We start from the raw sequence: 18,115 nt of genomic DNA on the forward strand, positions 1-18,115 counted from the left end.
GCCGCGCTTGGGCGCGATCGAACCCGGATCAAGCCGGGTTCAATGCTAAGTTTGGGCGAATGCCGGATCAGTAAACGTAGACGGGGGTGCCTTGCGGAACCTGTTCATACAGGTCCATCACCGCCTCGTTGCGCATACGGATGCAGCCGTTCGACACGGCGCGGCCGATCGAATTCGGCTCGGTCGTGCCATGGATGCGGATCGAGGTGTCGTTGCCCTTGGCGTCGTAAAGATACAACGCCCGCGCGCCCAGCGGGTTGGTCGGGCCACCCGGCATACCGTCAGCCCATTTGCCGTATTGTTCCGGCTTGCGCTTGATCATCGCGGGGGTGGGGGTCCAGCTGGGCCATTCGGTCTTGCGGCCAACGGTGGCGCGGCCTTTCCAGACCAGTTCCGCCGTGCCCACGGCCACGCCGTAACGGATCGCGCGGCCCGGTGCGATGACGTGATACAGGAAAAAGTCCTTGGAAACCACGACGATGCTACCCACCTCAAAATCGGGGCGGATTGCAACTTCGGTCGGCGCATAGGGGTCGCGGCGGGTCTGGGCGGCGGCCGCAGCGGCGGCGGGCGCGGTCTGACCTTGGGCCAGCGCCAACGAAGGCGCAGCCAGCAGCGGCAGGGAAAGCATCAGAATCTGACGGCGGTTCATAGTCCTGTCCTGAAATTTCAAGCGTCTGTTAACTAGGCGGTATCGTCTTGCGCCGCCGGGATCAACTCAAAGCGCCGTGACGCGCTTGAATCGATGCGGAAACGTGCCTAGCTTGCATCGCATAAGGAGCCCGCCGATGTGCTGCGCGACCAAACCTATTGCCCGACCGACACCGCCGCGCCGCGCCCTGACGCGGGCCGCACATCTGTGCCGGGGTCGCGGTGGGCGCGGTTGCCGCTGTCACGTCGCGGCGCGACCCAGCCATGCGCAACCGCACCCCGTGCCGCCGCGCGCCCTGCAGACCCTGATCCCGCAAGCGCCAAGGCAGGCGCCGCAACGACCGCAGGGACCGCCCTGCCCCGTCTGATCCGCGATTTTCGCCACTCAGACAGGACAGGACGATGAAAACCCACATCCATCAGGCCGATCTGGCCATCACCGGCATGAGCTGCGCATCCTGTGCAGGCCGGGTCGAACGTGCGCTGGCCGCCGTGCCGGGCGTCACCGCGCCAAGCGTGAACCTTGCCACCGGCCGCGCGCATTTCACGCTGACCGACCCCAAGGCGCTGGCAGATGCCGTGGCCGCGCTGGAAAAAGCGGGCTACCCTGCCGAAACCCTCCAAACGCGGCTTGAGGTGCAGGGGATGAGCTGCGCCTCATGCTCGGGTCGCGTGGAAAAGGCGCTGGCCGCCCAGCCGGGCGTTACGCAGGCGGTGGTGAACCTTGCCACAGGAACCGCGACGGTCAGCCATTCGGCGGCGGTGGATCCGCAGGTCTTGGCGCGGCTGGTCAGCGACAAGGGCTATCCCGCGCAGGTGCAGGCCGATCACGCGCCGCATCTGCACGACCATGCCGGGGACGCGACAGCACTGCGCCGCGCATTCCTGATCGCCCTGCTGCTGACGCTGCCGGTGTTTGTCGCAGAGATGGGCGGGCATCTGATCCCCGCCCTGCACCATTGGCTGCATATGACCATCGGCCAGACCCCGCTGTGGCTGGCCGAATTCGTGCTGACAACGGCGGTTCTGGCCGGTCCGGGGCGCGTGTTCTTTCGCGTGGGCATCCCCGCCCTGCTGCGCAGCACGCCCGAGATGAACAGCCTTGTCGCGCTGGGAGCCGGGGCGGCGTGGCTTTATTCCGCCGTCGCGACCTTTGCACCGGGGCTGCTGCCCGAAGCCTCGCGCCACGTGTATTACGAGGCTGCGGCGGTCATCGTCACGCTGATCCTGCTGGGCCGCTGGCTTGAGGCGCGGGCCAAGGGTCAGGCCGGACAGGCGATCCGCCGGCTGATCGAACTGGCCCCCGCGACCGCCCGCGTCGAACGCGGCGGCAAAGTGGTCGAACTGCCCGTAGCCCAGCTTCGCGCGGGCGACATTGTAAGACTTGCCCCCGGCGAACGGGTGGCGGTCGATGGCGAACTGACCGAAGGCCGGGGCAGCATCGACGAATCCATGCTGACCGGAGAGCCGGTCCCCGCCGCCAAATCCCCCGGCGACAAGGTGACCGGCGGGACCGTCAACGGCGGCACAGCCCTGAGCTATCGCGTGACAGCCACGGGCGGCGACACGACGCTGGCCCGTATCATCGCCATGGTGCAGGACGCGCAATCGGCCAAGCTGCCGGTGCAGGCGCTGGTGGACCGCATCACAGCGGTTTTCGTGCCGGTGGTCATCGGGCTGGCGCTGCTGACCTTTGGCATCTGGCTGGCATTTGCCGGGATCGGTGATGCGCTGGTCGCCGCCATCTCGGTCCTGATCATCGCCTGCCCTTGCGCGATGGGGCTGGCGGTTCCGGTTTCGATCATGGTCGGCACGGGGCGCGGCGCCGAGCTGGGGGTGCTGTTCCGGCGCGGCGATGCGCTGCAACGGCTGGCCGATGCGCGGATCGTCGGCTTTGACAAGACGGGGACGCTGACCCAAGGCCGACCCGCGCTGGTCCATCTGGCGACCGAGGGGATCGCGCGTGATCAGGCGCTGCATCTGGCCGCCAGCGCCGAGGCGCGGTCCGAACACCCCCTTGCCACCGCCATCGTCGCGGCGGCCAAGGGCATGGAACTGGCCCCAGCCGAAGCCGTGACCGCAACCCCCGGCCGCGGCCTTGGCGCGCAGGTGCAGGGCCACACCCTGCTGATCGGCAATGCTGCTGCGCTGACGCAGGCGGGCATCGTCCCGCACTCTGCGCTGATCGCACAGGCGCAGGGCTGGGCCAGCGAAGGCGCGACCCCGGTGCATATGGCCGTGGACGGGCGGCATGTCGCGGCGATGGCCCTGGCCGATCCGATCCGACCGCAGGCGGCGCGGGCAATCGCGGAACTGCACGGGCTGGGGGTGCGGACCGCCATGATCTCGGGCGATGTGCAGGCCACGGCGGATGCGGTGGGCGCGAAGCTGGGCATCGACCGCGTGATCGCGGGCGTCCTGCCCGAAGGCAAGCTGGCCGCAATCCGCGACATGGGTGACGGCACGGTCTTTGTCGGTGACGGCATCAACGACGCGCCCGCGCTGGCCGCCGCCGAAACCGGCATCGCAATGGGCACGGGCACCGATGTCGCCATCGAATCGGCCGAGGTCGTGCTGGTGGGCGGCGATCCGCAGGGCGTTTCCCGCGCGCTGCGTCTGTCACGGGCCGTCATGTGCAATATCCGGCAAAACCTGTTCTGGGCCTTTGCCTATAACGCAGCGTTGATTCCCGTCGCCATGGGTGTTCTGCTACCTTTTGGCGGGCCGCAGCTTTCGCCCATGCTGGGGGCGGGCGCGATGGCGCTGTCTTCGGTTTTTGTCGTCACCAATGCCCTGAGGTTAAAGAGTTTCGCATGACGCTTCGTGCCCTGTCCCTTGCCGCCGCGCTTTGTCTGGCGCCGCTTCCTCTGTTGGCCGACCAGATCCGCGTGCTGGCCTTTGGTGACAGCCTGACCGAAGGCTATGGCCTGCCCCCCGGCGAAGGGCTGGTCCCCCAGCTTCAGAAATGGCTGCGCGATCGGGGCCATGATGTCGTGGTGCTGAATGGCGGGCTTGCGGGCGACACGACGGCAGGCGGGCGGGTGCGCATCGGCTATTCGCTGGCGCGCCACAAGCCCGATGCGGTGATCGTGGAACTGGGCGGCAACGATCTGATCTTTGGCCTGTCCGCCAAGGGGGCCGAGGATAATCTGGATTCGATCATGTCGCAGGCCGGTGTCGATGACCATCCGCTGCTGCTGGTGGGCATCGCCAAGCCCGAGCCGAACCCGGACTGGGCTGCGATATGGCCAAGGCTGGCCGCCAAGCATGACGCCTTGCTTTACGAAAATCTTTACGCGCCGCTTTATACGCTGCCCGAAGCTGAAATCCCGGCGATGCTGCAGGCGGATCGCACCCATCCATCTGCAGATGGCGTCAAGCGCATCGTGCTGGGCCTTGGTCCCGCGGTCGAGGCGCTGATTGCCAGGGTCGGCCAGCCAAGCCCCGCAGGCGGCTAGTCCAGAGGGGGGGCAGAAATGCAAAAGCCCCGCCAAGGCGGGGCTAAACCGACATTCCCCATTGGGCCGCGAATCGGTCGGCCTTGGGGATGTCAGCGCAAAATCAGGCTTTCGACAGCTCGCGCTTGATTTTCAGCGCGCGGTCCGACAGCTCTTCGTCACGGGCTTTCACCAGGAAGGCGTCAAGGCCACCACGGTGATCGACCGAACGCAGTGCAGCGGCCGAGATGCGCAGCTGGTAGCTGCGGCCCAGTTTGTCCGAGATCAGCGAAACCTCGTTCAGGTTCGGCAGAAAGCGGCGACGGGTCTTGTTGTTGGCGTGGGACACGTTGTTGCCGCTCATCGGGCCCTTGCCGGTCAGTTCGCAAACGCGCGACATGATCTTGTTCCTTCGATTCGTTTGAGCGGTTGCCCGCAATATGAAAGGGCGCCGCGAGGCAGCGCCCGGAAATCTGTCCGCGGGAAATACGCAAAGCGGGGCATGGCGTCAAGCCAAAACAGCCCCGTTTCGCGCAGTCTGACGCGGGAACCTGTCTGTTTCGTGACGAAGCAGTGCCTGTTTTCGTGGGATTCCACCGGCATATCCGGTCAGCGACCCGTCCGATCCGACCAGCCGGTGACAGGGAATCACCACCGCGATGCGGTTCGCGCCATTGGCCCGACCCACGGCCCGCACCGCTTTGGGCCTGCCCAGCAGGACCGCCATCGCGGCATAGCTGCGCGTCTGGCCCGGCGGAATTTCCCGCAGCGCCGCCCACAGGCTTTCCTGAAACGCCGTGCCCTCGGGTGCCAGCGGCAGGTCGAAATCCGCGCGTTCGCCCGCGAAATACTGGGCCAGTTGTGCCTCAAGCCGGTCGATCACGGCATTCCGCCCCGGCGCAAGCTGTCCCAGCCGTGCCAGTTCGGCGGGCAGTTCGGGGCGGTCGTGAAATTCCAGCAGGCGCAGCGCATGATCTGCCACCGCGACCATATCGCCCAGCGGCGTGCCCAGACGCGCCAGCATCCTAGCCATTGAGCCAACCCAGCATATCCGCCGCGGCTGCGTCGGGGTCCGCCTCGCCGCGCGCAACGGCATCGCCCTGTTCGCGCAGACGGGCGCGCACCTCGGGGGCGTCCAGACGGGCCAGCAGACCGGCGCGCAATTCGGCGGTGAACCAGTGCCGCGCCTGTTCCGCGCGGCGCGTCGCGAAATGTCCCTGTTCGCGCCGCCAATCGGCCAGTGCGGTCATTTCCACCCACGCCCCGGCCAACCCGTCGCCCGTATAGGCCGAAACGGGCAACGCCTTGGGAAAGCCCTCGGGATCATATGCACGCTTGCGCAAAAGCCGCAGCGCGCCTGCGTAATCGGCCACGGTCCGCATCGCGGTCGCGCGCAGATCGCCATCGGCCTTGTTGACCAGAATGATGTCGGCAATCTCCATGATGCCGCGCTTGACACCCTGCAATTCATCGCCACCCGCCGGGGCCAGCAGCAGCAGGAACAGGTCCGACATCTCGGCCACCAGTGTTTCCGACTGTCCCACGCCCACCGTCTCGATCAGCACCACGTCAAAGCCCGCCGCCTCGCACAGGCGCACGGTTTCGCGGGTGCGCCGCGCCACGCCGCCCAGTTCCGCACGCGACGGCGAGGGGCGGATGAAGGCCAGCGGATCGCGGCTTAGCGTCTCCATCCGGGTCTTGTCGCCAAGGATCGATCCGCCCGACCGGGCCGAGCTGGGATCCACGGCCAGCACCGCGACGCGCAAGCCCTGCCCGGTCAGCATCTTGCCGAACGCCTCGATAAAGGTGGACTTGCCGACGCCGGGCGTGCCCGATAGCCCGATCCGCAAGGCCTGCCGGTCGGGCAATTCGGACAGCAGCGCCAGCGCGCGGGCGCGATGATCGGGGCGCGTGCTTTCGACCAGCGTGATCGCGCGGGACAGGGCGCGGCGATTGCCCTGCATCAGCTCATCCGTCAGCTCGTCCATCATGCCCCCAATGCTTTCACAAATGGATATGGGCACGATCGCGTCATGTAAACGGCACGCGCTTGCGGGGCGACTTACGGAGGACTAGCGTGCCGCCATGATTTCACGTCGCATCCTTCTGGGGCTGGCGCTTGCTGCGCCGCTTGCCGCCCATGCCCAGACGCAGGGGGTGCGGCTGATGATGGTGCGCCGCAAGGGCTGTGTCTATTGCGCACAATGGGACCGCGAAATCGCACCGGTCTATACCCGACACGCCGAAGGCCGCGCCGCGCCGCTGTTTTCGGTCGATGTGGATGGCCCCTATCCCGACGGGCTGGCGCTGGCGCGGATGCCGTGGCTGACGCCCAGTTTCATCCTGCTGAAAGCCGGGTCCGAGGTCACGCGCTTTGAAGGCTATCCCGGCGCGGACAAGTTCTTTCCCGTTCTGGCCGAGATGCTGGCGCAAGCCTGATCCTTGCGCTATCTGGGGCCGCGTAACCTTGAAGGGAATGGGTCAGCCATGCACGACATCCGCGCCATCCGCGAAAACGCCGCCGCCTTTGATGCAGCACTTGCGCTGCGCAATCTGGCCCCGGTTTCGCCTGAAATCCTGTCGCTGGATGCCGATCGCCGTTCCCGCATCTCGGCCGCCGAGGCCGCGCAGGCCGAACAGAACAAGGCCAGCAAGGAAGCCGGTGCCGCAAAGGGCCGTGGCGACGATGCCGAATTCGAACGCCTGCGCGCGTTGGTGACGGCCAAGAAAGACGAAACCGCCACCCTGCAGGCCGAGGCTGCCGCACTTGATGCGCAACTTCGCGACCTGCTGCTGGCCATCCCGAACCTGCCGCTGGACAGCGTGCCGCCGGGCAAGGACGAAGACGACAACGTTGAAATCAACCGCTGGGGCGAACCGCGCAGCTTCGATTTCTCCCCTGTGGAGCATTATGAGATTGGCGGCGTCAAACCCGGCATGGATTTTGAAACCGCCGCCAAACTGTCAGGTGCGCGTTTCGTCGTGCTGCAAAAGGGCGTGGCGCGGGTCCATCGCGCGCTGGCGCAGTTCATGCTGGACCTGCATATCGAAGAACACGGCCTGACCGAAACCTGGACCCCGGTTCTTGTCCTGTCCGAGATGATGGAGGGCACGGGCCAACTGCCGAAATTCGGCGAGGACAGCTATCAGACCCGCGACGGCTGGTGGCTGATCCCCACATCCGAGGTGACGCTGACCAACACCGTCCATGGCGATCTGGTCGATCACGCCACCCTGCCCCGCCGTATGGTCGCCCACAGCCAATGCTTCCGGTCCGAGGCGGGCAGCGCGGGCCGCGACACCTCGGGGATGCTGCGTCAGCACCAGTTCGAGAAAGTCGAGATGGTGTCGATCACAGATGCGGAAAACGGCGTCGCCGAACATGGCCGCATGACCCGCTGCGCCGAGACGGTGCTTGAGCGTCTTGGCCTGCCCTATCGCACCATCGTGCTTTGCGGTGGCGACATGGGCTTTGGCGCGCGCATCACGCATGATCTGGAAGTCTGGCTGCCCGGTCAGGACCGCTACCGCGAGATTTCGTCGGTCAGCTATTGCGGCGATTTCCAGGCGCGGCGCATGAATGCGCGTTACCGCCCCGAGGCAGGCGGCAAGCCGGAATTCGTCCATACGCTGAACGGCTCGGGTCTGGCGGTGGGTCGCACGCTGATCGCGGTGCTGGAAAACGGCCAGCAGGCCGATGGTTCGGTCGAACTGCCCGCCGCGCTGCACCCCTATCTGGGCGGCAAGACCCGTCTGGGTGCGGATGGGCATCTGGCCTGATCCTTAACAAAAGATAACAACTCGCGTGGGCGGCGGAAACCGCCCCGCGTTTGCTGGCGTTCGGCTTTCATGAAACGAGCTGGCGCCTATTCGTTGATTGCTGCCACGCTGGCCTTTGTCGCCAGCATCGCGATCTATGCGCTGCGCCCGATCCCCGGCGGCGGGCTGGCGGGATTGGGCGAGCCGCCCTTTTCGATCATCGACAGCGAACCGCCCATCGTGCTGACCGATCTGTTCCTGCGCCCCCGCAGCGCCGCGCTGATGCTGCTGATGGCGCTGACGATGATTGCACTGGCATGGCACGCGCTGCGCCGCTTTCAGGACGTGCGCCGCCTGCGTCTGGCCGAGATGGCATTGCAAAGCCGCCGCGCCTCGCGCCGGCTGCCATTCGGCGCGGGTCCACCCACCCCGGAACAGGTGCTGGAATGGCATCGCCATGATGTCAGCCTTGCCGAACACGGGCTGCTGATCGGAGGGCTGGTGGCGGGTGCTGTCTGTCCCTGGCTGATCGAAAGCCAGCCACTGGCGGCCTTTCTGGCGGCGGTTCTGATGCTGGCAGGGGTCTTGGGCGCAGCCCTGCGCGGGGTCAGGCACGGCTTCAACGTGCGCAAAAGCGGTGCGTTGGGCTTTGCTGCGGGATGGGTGACGCTGGTGGCATTCGCGTTCTTCATCACGCTTTTGCAAAAGAAACTGGGCGTGCCACTGGCCATTGCGGGGGCGGTCGGGCTGACGCTCGCCTCATTCGCGGCGGTCGGTGCGCAGCTTCGGCTGGGGCGCAATATCAGCTACAGCGTGGCCGTGATTCTGGGGCTGATCGGCATTGCGGCGGGAACGGTCGCCGGAAATGCAGCGCTGGCCACAATGGCCGTGCTGGCCATTGCGGTGATCGTCGTGGCACTGGTTCAGGTGACGACTTAGCTGCCCTTGGGCTTTTGCCGGTTCTTGTGCTTGGACAGCGCGCCCGACTGATTGATCTTGTCGGCCTTGTCCTTATAGGGGTTTTTCGTCCCCTGATCGCGGAAGGTAAAGCGGATCGGCGTGCCGGGCATGTCGAAATCCACCCGCAGGCCGTTCACCAGATAGCGCGCATAGCTATCGGGCAGCTTGTCGGTATGCGTGGACATGACGACAAAGGCCGGAGGCCGGGTTTTCACCTGCGTCATGTAGCGCAGGCGGATGCGGCGGCCACCGGGCGCGGGCGGCGGGTGCGCCTCGGTCATCGCAGAAAGCCACTGGTTCAGGCGAGCGGTCGGCACGCGGCGGTTCCAGACCTCATGCGCCTTCAGGATCGCGTTGTGCAGCCGGTCCAGACCCTTGCCCGTGCGGGCCGAAACGGTGACAAGCGGCGCGCCTTTCAGCTGCGGCAGCAGGCGTTCGAACGCCTCGCGCAGCTCATTCAGCTTTTGCGGCTTGTCTTCCTCAAGGTCCCATTTGTTCGCGGCAATGACGACGGCGCGGCCCTCGGTCTCGGCGAAATCGGCGATGCGCAGATCCTGCTGTTCGAAGGGGATGCCCACGTCCAGCAGCACCACGACCACCTCGGCAAAGCGCACGGCGCGCAACCCGTCCGACACTGACAGCTTTTCCAGCTTGTCCGTCACGCGGGCGCGTTTGCGCATCCCGGCGGTGTCAAAGATGCGGATCGGCGTGCCCATGAAATCGGTGCTGACGCTGATGGAATCGCGGGTGATCCCGGCTTCGGGGCCAGTCAGCAGACGGTCTTCGCCCAATATCTTGTTGATCAGCGTCGATTTGCCCGCGTTCGGGCGTCCGATCACTGCCACTTGCAGGGGCTTGGCCGCAGACGGGCGCCAGCTTTCGTCGTCATCTTCATCGTCCGACACGGCAATGTCGGTTTCTGGGGCCTGCTGAACGTTCTGGGCCTCGAACACCTCGGCCAGCGGCACGAGTTCGCGATACAGATCGTCCATCCCCTCGCCATGCTCGGCCGAGATGCGCAGCGGCTCGCCCAGACCCAGCGCGTAAGCCTCCATCGCGCCCGCTTCGCCCGCGCGGCCTTCGGCCTTGTTCGCGGCCAGAATGACGTGCTTGGCCCGGCGGCGCAGGATTTCGGCGAAATATTCATCTGCCGCCGTGACGCCGACGCGGGCGTCGATCACGAACAGGCAAACGTCCGCTTCATCGACCGCACGTTCGGTCAGGCGACGCATCCGGCCCTGCAGGCTGTCATCCTCGACCATTTCCAGACCGGCGCTGTCGATCACGACAAAGCGCAGATCGCCCAGCCGCCCCGCCCCTTCGCGCAGATCGCGGGTCACGCCGGGCTGGTCATCGACCAGCGCCAGCCGTTTTCCGACAAGCCGGTTGAAAAGCGTGGACTTGCCGACATTCGGCCGCCCGACAATGGCGAGGGTGAAGCTCATCTATACGCGATCAGTTGGCCGTCATGCGTGACGACATACAAGGTTTGGCCTGCGACGGCGGGGGCTGCTGCGGCGCCGCCCGGTATCTCGGCATTGCCGATCAGGGCACCCGTGGCAGGGTCGAAGACGCGCAGATAGCCGTCAGAGCTGGCAAGGTAAAGCCGATTCCCCGCAAGCACCGGGCCAAAGTGGTTCCACACCTTGTCCTGTTTGCGCACGACCTGCTTGGTGAAATAGGGCAGCTTTTGCGCCCAGACCCGCCCGCCATTACTGGCATCCAGCCGCAGAAGCTGGGCCTGATCGTTGACAAGGAACACCGAATTCCCCGCCGCGACCACCGGGCTTGCGGCACCTTCGGGTGCGGTCCACTTGGTCGCGCCGGTTTCCAGATCATAGGCGCCCGTGCGGCCCGAACTGGTCCCGGCATAGACGGTATTGCCCGAAACGACCGGATCGCCGGTCATGTCGCGGAACAACGAGATCGCCCGGCCAAGGCGCGAACCCGCCACATCGGCGGTCCACAGCGCGTTGCCGTCGCGGGTATCGACCGCAGCCATCTGCCCGGTCGCATAGGGAAAGATCACCGTGCTGCCCGCGATTGCCGGCGCGGCGCTGCCCATCACGCCCGCCATCGCGTCATTGCCGAAGGTGCGCCACAGCGTCTTGCCGTCATTGGCGCGCACCGCCCAGCCCGAGGCATCGCGGCCCGCGACATAGACCACGCCGTTGGCGACGGTCGGCGCACCGCTGATCGGCGCATCGACCCGCTGACGCCACGCGATGCCGCCCGTGCGGGCATCCAGCGCGACCAGCTCGCCATAACCGGTGGTGACAAAGACGCGGTTGCCCTCGAATGCGACGCCGCCGCCCGAAACGCTGCGGTCGCTTTCGCCTGCGGGACGCAGATCGACGCTCCAGACGCGGCCACCGCTGGTCGTGGTCGCGGTCGCCGTGGATTGCGCATCCAGCGTAAAGACCAGACCGGCTGCGACGATCGGATCGGCGGTGATGCGGTGCCGGCGGTCCGAGGCTGTTCCGATATTGGCCGACCAGATGCGGTTCGTGCCAGCGCCAAGCGCGACATTGCCCGCCGAATGACTGGCGCCGCCCGCGCGCTGCGCCCAATCGGCATTGCCGCGCATGGGCGGCAACGACAGGGCGGTGGTGGTCGGGGCGACCGCGCCCTGAACCGTCGGGCTATCGGGGCTAAGGACGGCCCGCGGGTCCAGCCGTTCTCCGGGCAGGATCGGGTCCTGACGGTTGCAGGCGGTAAGGGCCACAAGGCCCGCCAAAGCGGCGATCAGGGGCAACCGGGTCATCGCTGTCTCCTCTTGTCGGCGGGTGCGGCACGGGTCGGGTGCGTCACGCCTTCATCATCTTCCGGCTGGGCCGGTCTTGCAGGGTCGGACTTAGTTGGCAGGCGCGACAGGCATGGTCTGCGGACCCGGCCCATCGGATTGCTCGGGCGGGACGCCCAGCGTGATCATCATCTCGGCAAGGCGGCGGCGCAAGGCCTCCGAGATGCCGTCTTTCTGCTGGACCTGACGGATCAGCATGGTGGCATCTTCGGTCCGGCCCGCGCCGATCAGCGCAATCGCCTTTTGCTCCAGCGCCAACAGCTCGAACGGCGCGCCGGGCTTGGACAGTTCGGCAAGGATCGTGTCGCGTTCGGCGGCATCCATGCCCGCCCCTGCAACCATCACGGCCTTGAGCATGGCCAGATCATGCAGGATCGGATCATCGGTCACGGTCGCAGCGGCAGCGGTCAGCCGCTCGGCCGCCTTGTCGGGCTGGCCCGCATCGGCTTCGGCCCCGGCGGCCAGCATCTCGCTTAGCATCCGGCGGCCTTCGGCGCCCTGTGCGTCGATGCCGCTGAAGCTGGCCACGCGGTCGGGCGCATCTTCGGCGGCCAGAACGGCATCGCCCCACGCACGGGCCGCAGTTTCAGCCTGGCTGTTGGAATGTTCGCGCCAGATCGCACCGCCCACCAGCGCAAGGATCAGCGCGATCGGAATCCAGCCGAAGCGGCGCAGCGCCTTGAACAGCCTGTCGCGGCGCAGATCGTCGGTGACCTCGTCGATGAAGCTGTCGTTCTGATTGGCCATGTCGTTCCCGTCCTGCTTTCGCGCTGTTCTATACGGGCTTTCCCCGGTTTGCCAATGCCATGGCAAGGCTTTGCCCATCACAGCACGCGGCGCAGACGAAAAAGGCCCGCCAGTCGCGGCGGGCCTTGTCCGGTTATGTGAGGCAGGTCACAGGCGCGAGGCCACGTTTTCCCAGTTCACAAGGTTCGTCAGGAAGTTTTCCAGATACTTCGGACGGGCATTGCGGAAGTCGATATAGTAGCTGTGTTCCCACACGTCGCAGCCCAGCAGCGCGGTCTGGCCGAAGCACAGCGGGTTCACGCCGTTTTCGGTCTTGGTGACTTTCAGGCCGCCATCCGTGTCTTTCACCAGCCAGGCCCAGCCCGAACCGAACTGACCGACGCCAGCTTCCGAGAATTTCTTTTTGAACTCATCGACCGAGCCGAAGGAATCGGCCAGCGCCTTTTCCAGTTCGGACGGGATGCCTGCGCCCTTCGGACCCATCATTTCCCAGAACTGGGCGTGGTTCCAATGCTGGCTGGCATTGTTGAAGATGCCGTTCTGTGCGACCGCGCCCGACTGGTAGGTGCCCTTGACGATGTCTTCCAGGCTTTTGCCTTCCCATTCGGTGCCCGCCACCAGCTCGTTCAGCTTGTCCACATAAGCCTTGTGGTGCTTGTCGTGGTGGAATTCGAGCGTCTCACGCGACATGCCGCCATCGGCCAGCGCATCGTGAGAATAGGGAAGATCGGGAAGCGTGAAGGCCATTTTCGATTTCCTTTCAAATGGTTTCGGAAGCGATTTCTGACACAGCCGCGCCGGGGTTAAAAGCCCCGAACGAACGCCTGCATCGTCGCCGCAACAACGCGCCGACAGGGTCGAGGTTCCCGGTCTTCAGCCTTCCGGCGTCATGCAGCGGCCTTCGCCGCGCATGGTGTTTTCATAGCCCGCCGCGATGACGGTCATCTGTGCCGTGCCGTCGGATTTGCGCACGCTCAGGCGGTAATCCAGCCGCTCGGCATATTGGCCGGACTGGTTCCTGACCCCGGCCAGAGCCCAGCCATAGGTGATGCTACGCCGTCCGTCCGCCGTGACCACGGCCTGTATCGGACGCCGAACAAGGTTTTGCAGGATCGGATCGAAAACCTCGATCCGTCCCGCATGAGGCCCAGAAACCTGCCGCGTCATCATCAGAAAATCCGGCACCCAGCCGGTGCCGCTTTGATCCAGCAATTCGCACATCATCACGCGCGGCGCACCGTCCGAGGGTGCGGGCGCATAGGTCTGCGCATGGGCGGCGGGGGCGATCAGCAAAAGGGCGGCAAGAAGATGGCGGCGCATGGGCAGGCTTTCCGGGTTCACGCCCCAGACATAGCCCAGCCCCGCGCCGCCACAAGACACGAAGCGTTCAGCGCGGGTCCAGTTGCGTGCCCGGACGCGCTGCGCCCTGCAAAAGCCCGCGCAGGTAGTCGCCCACTGATCGGAAGCCGATCAGCACGTAGCCGCCTTCGCGCCGCCAGATCCCGCAGGCGACCTGCGCCGCGCGGGTCCGGCGCATCCCGTCCTGCGGCATCGAGGCGAGGTCCGCCGGGCACAGCTTTTGCAGCACATGCAGCGCCTTTGCACCGTCGATGCTGAAAGCCGCGCGCATGTCGCTGACGTCCAGCGCCAGCGAATGGCTGCTGCCGAAAGCGTCGGTCAGGGCAGCAGTCGCCGCCACCGCCTCGGGTTTGGGCAGGACCAGCAGCAATTCGTCATGGGACATCCAGCACAGGCTGCGATTGCCATTGGTCGAAACGCTGGTCTGCGCCGGGATCGCGACGCCCACGGCTTTGGCGATGACATCGCCAAGCGCCGCCAGATCGGCACGGATCTGGATCATGCCCAGATCCTGAAGTTGCGTGATTCGCGCCAGTGCCTCAGCCATTCGCCCGGCTCCCTTCCTTGTCGTAGAAGACCGGATCGACGATCCGCGCCTTGTAGGTTTCCGCGCCCGCCACCGGGAATTCCAGCACCTCGCCCATGCGGTCGGGACCGTGCTTGACCAGCCCCATCGCAATCGGCTTGTTCAGCGTCGGCGACACATAGGTCGAGGTGACGCGCCCCTGCACATTGCGCTGGCCATTGGCATTCGTGCCCTCGGCCACGGCATAGACGCCATCGGGCAGCATCCGGCCATCGACGCTTTCCAGACCCACCAGCTTCCAGCGATCGGGGCTGGCCATGAAGGACCGTTCCTGCGCGCGCTTGCCGATATAGTCGGTCTTTTTCTTGCTGATGGCCCAGGACATGCCCAGATCCTGCGGGATCACCGTGCCGTCGGTTTCGTCGCCGATCATGATGAAGCCCTTTTCGGCGCGCATGACGTGCATGGCTTCGGTGCCGTAGGGGGTCACGTTCAGGTCCTTGCCGGCCTCGTGCAGCTTTTCCCAAAGCTCAAGCCCGCGGTTCGCCGGAACCGCAACCTCGAACGACAACTCGCCCGAGAAGCTGATGCGGAAGACGCGCGCGGGGATGCCCGCGATCTCGCCCTCGGCCCATTGCATAAAGGGCAGTGCCTCGGCGGACAGGTCCATGCCGCCCAGACGTTCCAGCAGCACGCGGGCCTTGGGGCCGACCACGGCGACCTGCGCCCATTGCTCGGTCACGTTGGCGGTATAGACCTTCCAGTCCCACCATTCGCATTGCAGCCAGTCTTCCATATGCGCGTGCATCCGGTCGGCGCCGCCGGTGGTGGTGTGGACCAGCCACGTGTCTTCCGACAGACGCGCGGCCACGCCGTCATCGTTCAGGAAGCCGTTTTCGTTGCAGATCAGGCCATAGCGGCATTTGCCGACCGGCAGCGTGGACATCATGCCGGTATACATCATGTCCAGGAATTTCCCGGCATCCGGGCCCTTCACGATAATCTTGCCCAGCGTCGAGGCGTCCAGCGTCCCCACCGATGCCCGCACCGCGCGAATTTCGCGCGCCACGGCGTCATGCGGCGTTTCGGCGCCCTGCAGGTAGCAATAGGCGCGGCGCCAATGGCCGACGGGTTCCCAATGCGCGCCACGCGCCTCGGCCCAGTTATGCATGGGCGTCTTGCGCAGCGGCTGGAACAGCTCGCCCCGCGCCTCGGCGGCGATGGTGCCAAGGGTCAGCGGCGTATAGGGCGGGCGGAAGGTCGTGGTGCCGGTCTGGGGGATCGGCTGGTTCAGCGCCTTGGAGAGGATCGCCAGACCGTTGATATTGCTGACCTTGCCCTGATCGGTCGCCATGCCCAGCGTCGTGTAACGCTTGGTATGTTCGACGCTGTGATAGCCTTCCTGCGCCGCCAGCTCGACATCCGAGACCTTCACGTCGTTCTGGAAGTCCAGCCACATCTTGAATTTCATCTTGCGGGTCGCGTTGACCGGCATGACCCAGACGGGCAGCAAGGGCTGTTCATCAGCTGCACCGACCAGCAGATCGCCCGCGGCGGCACCCACCGGGGTCGCCATTGCGCGGCCATCGTGGCCGGTCGGCGGACGGGCCAGATCGGGGGCGAACATGGCACGGTCGTCGTGCCAGTTCAGCTTGCCGCCGCAATGGCTCCACAGATGAACCACAGGCGACCAGCCGCCCGACATGGCGACGCAATCGGCGGGGATGATTTCCTGCACATCGCCCGAACCGGCATGGGAACAGATCTTCACATCCTCAACCGCATGACCGCCGCGGACACCCGCGATGGCGCTGCCGGTCAGAACGCGAACGCCCCGCGCGCGCACCGCCTCGGGCAACGCGCCGGTCGCGCTGGGGCGGGCGTCGATGACGGCGGGAACCGTCAGGCCCGCATCCAGCGCCGCCAATGCGGTGCGATAGGCATCGTCGTTATTCGTGACGACAAGGATGCTGCGCCCCGGAGCGACGCCGTAATCCACGATGAAATCGCGCACGGCAGATGCCAGCATAACGCCCGGAACATCGTTGCCCGCAAAGCTCAGCGGACGTTCCAGCGCGCCGGTCGCGACGACGACATGACCCGCGCGGATGCGCCAAAGGCGTTGGCGCGGCAGTCCGGCATTCGGGTCGTGATCGGCAATCGCCTCGCGCGCCAGCAGATAGCCGTGATCGTAAAGCCCCGTCGCCATGGTCGAGCGGCGCATCGTCACATTGGGCAGGGCCCGCAGATCGGCCAGCAGCGCGTCAATGCGGGCCTGCCCATCTGCATGATCGACGGCAGCACGGCCACCAAACACCGGGGTCTGTTCCAGAACGATGACCGACTTGCCTTCGCGGCCCGCCTCCAGCGCGGCGGAAAGCCCGGCCACGCCGCCACCGACCACGACCAGATCGGCATGGTCGTAAGCCTGTTCATAGGTATCGGGGTCAGCCTCGGTCGGCGCTTTGCCCAGACCGGCCGAGCGGCGGATGATCGGCTCGAACAGGTGTTTCCATGCCGGGCGCGGATGGATGAAGGTCTTGTAATAGAAACCTGCGGGCAGGAAGCGATACAACAGGTTGTTCACCGCGCCGACATCGACATTCAGGCTGGGCCAGCAGTTCTGGCTGTTCGTCACCATGCCGCCGACCAGCGGCGTCGTGGTCGCGCGCTGGTTCGGCTCGAACCGGCCCGATTGACCAAGGCCCAGAATGGCGTTGGGTTCCTCGGCGCCCGAGGCGATGGGGCCACGCGGGCGGTGATATTTGAACGAACGCCCCATCATCAGCTGACCGCTGGCCAGCAGGGCCGAGGCGATGGTGTCGCCCTGCAGGCCGCGAAGCTGGCGTCCGTCGAAACGGAACGGCAACTGATAGGCGCGGTCGATCAGGCGACCACCACGGGGAAGGCGGAAGGGTCCGGTCTCGCTCATTCGGTCAGGCTTTCGGCAGGGGTGGTCGTGGTGTTGACGGAAGGCTGGTGCCAGTCGGGCTTCCAGTCCGGGCGCTTGGCCTGAATGGCCGCGACGATTTCGGGCGTCGGATAAGGCGTCTGGGCCTTGTAGGTCCCGAACACCTCAAGCGTCACGGTATCGCGGGCGGCAAGGAACCACTTGCCGCAGCCATAGGCGTGGCGCCAACGCTCGAAATGCACGCCCTTGGGGTTCTTGCGGGCGAACAGGTAGCTTTCGAATTCATCGTCGCTGGAGCCGGGGCCGAAGCGTTTCAGATGCGCCTCGCCGCCGGGGGCCAGTTCGGTCTCTTCGGCACTGATGCCGCAACAGGGACAGGTCAGGGTCAGCATCGTTCACTCCTTCGGCGGCAGGCCGCGCACGGTCCTGGGCGCCCAGGCGGTCCGCCGGGCGCATGTCTTGGCAATTTCGGGGTTCGGAACGACGGCCATATCCGACGGCGCATTCGCGTCGCGGATCACGTCGTCATTCAGCAAAAGGGGGAAGCGGTCGTTGACCAGCGTTTCCGGCAGGCCCGGCGCGACACGCGCGGCCTGGATTGCAGGCAGTCCCGCAAGCGAAATCACAGGAACCGAGGGGCACATGTCCCCCCGGACCTCTGTAGAGAAAGCACCCGTGGGTGCAGCGCTTGCCGTATTAGTTGGCAGGCGCCGTGGTGCCGCCGGCCGGAGCGGCAGGCTCGGGCGTTGCAGGCTGAGCAGGCTCGACGCTGACGGCCGGATCGCTGGCAGGTGCCGGGGTCGTGGTCGAAGTGGCAGCGCCGGTATCAGCCGGTGCGGTCGCTTCGGGCGCGGTGCCCGACGACATGAACCAGTAGATGACGGCCAGCACGACGACGATCGCGCCAATGATGAGCCACATGTTGCTCTTGTTCTGTTCGGCCATGAAGAAAACTCCTTGGT

At 65.9% G+C, this 18,115-nt stretch carries 19 protein-coding genes; 5 read left to right on the plus strand and 14 right to left on the minus strand.

Going from position 1 to position 18,115, the window contains the following annotated elements:
* Window positions 1-67 precede the first annotated feature (67 nt).
* Window positions 68-652 (minus strand): L,D-transpeptidase, encoded by a 585-nt coding sequence (locus FN835_RS01570; protein ID WP_142661424.1) that lies wholly within the window; start codon window positions 650-652, stop codon window positions 68-70.
* Window positions 653-1,053: 401 nt separating this feature from the next.
* Here FN835_RS01570 and FN835_RS01575 point away from each other — a divergent pair, with 401 nt between their 5' ends.
* Window positions 1,054-3,468, plus strand: coding sequence for a heavy metal translocating P-type ATPase (locus FN835_RS01575; RefSeq protein WP_142661425.1), 2,415 nt, complete (start codon window positions 1,054-1,056; stop codon window positions 3,466-3,468).
* Window positions 3,465-4,109: an arylesterase gene (locus FN835_RS01580; protein WP_142661426.1), complete on the plus strand. Its 645-nt coding sequence runs from the start codon at window positions 3,465-3,467 to the stop codon at window positions 4,107-4,109. The genes FN835_RS01575 and FN835_RS01580 overlap by 4 nt, the downstream gene beginning before the upstream one ends.
* A 103-nt stretch (window positions 4,110-4,212) precedes the next feature.
* Here FN835_RS01580 and rpmB read toward each other — a convergent pair whose 3' ends face one another.
* From rpmB to meaB, 3 genes are all read right to left on the minus strand, one after another.
* A complete protein-coding gene (rpmB, locus tag FN835_RS01585) occupies window positions 4,213-4,488 on the minus strand; it encodes a 50S ribosomal protein L28 (protein ID WP_142661427.1) in 276 nt (91 codons plus the stop codon).
* Window positions 4,489-4,596: 108 nt separating this feature from the next.
* Window positions 4,597-5,121: a methylated-DNA--[protein]-cysteine S-methyltransferase gene (locus FN835_RS01590; RefSeq protein WP_246098622.1), complete on the minus strand. Its 525-nt coding sequence runs from the start codon at window positions 5,119-5,121 to the stop codon at window positions 4,597-4,599.
* Window positions 5,114-6,076, minus strand: a complete 963-nt coding sequence (gene meaB, locus FN835_RS01595) for a methylmalonyl Co-A mutase-associated GTPase MeaB (protein ID WP_142661544.1) — start codon at window positions 6,074-6,076, stop codon at window positions 5,114-5,116. Before meaB ends, FN835_RS01590 begins: the two co-directional genes overlap by 8 nt.
* A gap of 97 nt (window positions 6,077-6,173) precedes the next feature.
* On the opposite strand from meaB, the gene FN835_RS01600 reads away from it, so the two are divergent.
* The 3 genes from FN835_RS01600 (at window position 6,174) to FN835_RS01610 (ending at window position 8,786) form a co-directional block, all read left to right on the plus strand.
* Window positions 6,174-6,527, plus strand: a complete 354-nt coding sequence (locus FN835_RS01600; protein WP_142661429.1) for a thioredoxin domain-containing protein — start codon at window positions 6,174-6,176, stop codon at window positions 6,525-6,527.
* A gap of 48 nt (window positions 6,528-6,575) precedes the next feature.
* Window positions 6,576-7,868: a serine--tRNA ligase gene (serS, locus tag FN835_RS01605; protein ID WP_142661430.1), complete on the plus strand. Its 1,293-nt coding sequence runs from the start codon at window positions 6,576-6,578 to the stop codon at window positions 7,866-7,868.
* A gap of 69 nt (window positions 7,869-7,937) precedes the next feature.
* Complete coding sequence (locus FN835_RS01610; RefSeq protein WP_142661431.1) at window positions 7,938-8,786, plus strand: hypothetical protein; 849 nt, start codon at window positions 7,938-7,940, stop codon at window positions 8,784-8,786.
* Here the strand turns inward: FN835_RS01610 and der are convergent.
* From der to FN835_RS01660, 10 genes are all read right to left on the minus strand, one after another.
* Window positions 8,783-10,252, minus strand: coding sequence for a ribosome biogenesis GTPase Der (gene der / locus FN835_RS01615; RefSeq protein ID WP_142661432.1), 1,470 nt, complete (start codon window positions 10,250-10,252; stop codon window positions 8,783-8,785). The two genes, FN835_RS01610 and der, sit on opposite strands and share 4 nt — an antisense overlap.
* The gene (locus tag FN835_RS01620) at window positions 10,249-11,571 is read right to left on the minus strand and encodes a PQQ-like beta-propeller repeat protein (RefSeq protein ID WP_142661433.1); all 1,323 of its coding nucleotides are present in this window, start codon (window positions 11,569-11,571) and stop codon (window positions 10,249-10,251) included. The genes der and FN835_RS01620 overlap by 4 nt, the downstream gene beginning before the upstream one ends.
* A gap of 90 nt (window positions 11,572-11,661) precedes the next feature.
* Window positions 11,662-12,357 carry a tetratricopeptide repeat protein gene (locus tag FN835_RS01625; RefSeq protein ID WP_142661434.1) on the minus strand — a complete coding sequence of 232 codons (696 nt, stop codon included), beginning with the start codon at window positions 12,355-12,357 and terminating at the stop codon, window positions 11,662-11,664.
* A 147-nt stretch (window positions 12,358-12,504) separates the two neighbouring features.
* Window positions 12,505-13,104: a superoxide dismutase gene (locus FN835_RS01630; RefSeq protein WP_142661435.1), complete on the minus strand. Its 600-nt coding sequence runs from the start codon at window positions 13,102-13,104 to the stop codon at window positions 12,505-12,507.
* A gap of 126 nt (window positions 13,105-13,230) precedes the next feature.
* Window positions 13,231-13,737, minus strand: coding sequence for a hypothetical protein (locus FN835_RS01635; protein WP_246098623.1), 507 nt, complete (start codon window positions 13,735-13,737; stop codon window positions 13,231-13,233).
* 7 nt (window positions 13,738-13,744) lie between these two features.
* Window positions 13,745-14,263 (minus strand): sarcosine oxidase subunit gamma, encoded by a 519-nt coding sequence (locus FN835_RS01640; protein ID WP_142661436.1) that lies wholly within the window; start codon window positions 14,261-14,263, stop codon window positions 13,745-13,747.
* Window positions 14,256-17,174 (minus strand): sarcosine oxidase subunit alpha family protein, encoded by a 2,919-nt coding sequence (locus FN835_RS01645; RefSeq protein ID WP_142661437.1) that lies wholly within the window; start codon window positions 17,172-17,174, stop codon window positions 14,256-14,258. Before FN835_RS01645 ends, FN835_RS01640 begins: the two co-directional genes overlap by 8 nt.
* Window positions 17,171-17,545, minus strand: coding sequence for a sarcosine oxidase subunit delta (locus FN835_RS01650; protein WP_142661438.1), 375 nt, complete (start codon window positions 17,543-17,545; stop codon window positions 17,171-17,173). The genes FN835_RS01645 and FN835_RS01650 overlap by 4 nt, the downstream gene beginning before the upstream one ends.
* A 3-nt stretch (window positions 17,546-17,548) precedes the next feature.
* Window positions 17,549-17,797: a hypothetical protein gene (locus FN835_RS01655; RefSeq protein WP_142661439.1), complete on the minus strand. Its 249-nt coding sequence runs from the start codon at window positions 17,795-17,797 to the stop codon at window positions 17,549-17,551.
* A 52-nt stretch (window positions 17,798-17,849) separates the two neighbouring features.
* A complete protein-coding gene (locus tag FN835_RS01660) occupies window positions 17,850-18,098 on the minus strand; it encodes a flagellar basal body-associated FliL family protein (protein WP_142661440.1) in 249 nt (82 codons plus the stop codon).
* Window positions 18,099-18,115 lie beyond the last annotated feature (17 nt).

It is taken from the genome of Paracoccus laeviglucosivorans, assembly GCF_900182695.1.
Taxonomy (GTDB): domain Bacteria; phylum Pseudomonadota; class Alphaproteobacteria; order Rhodobacterales; family Rhodobacteraceae; genus Paracoccus; species Paracoccus laeviglucosivorans.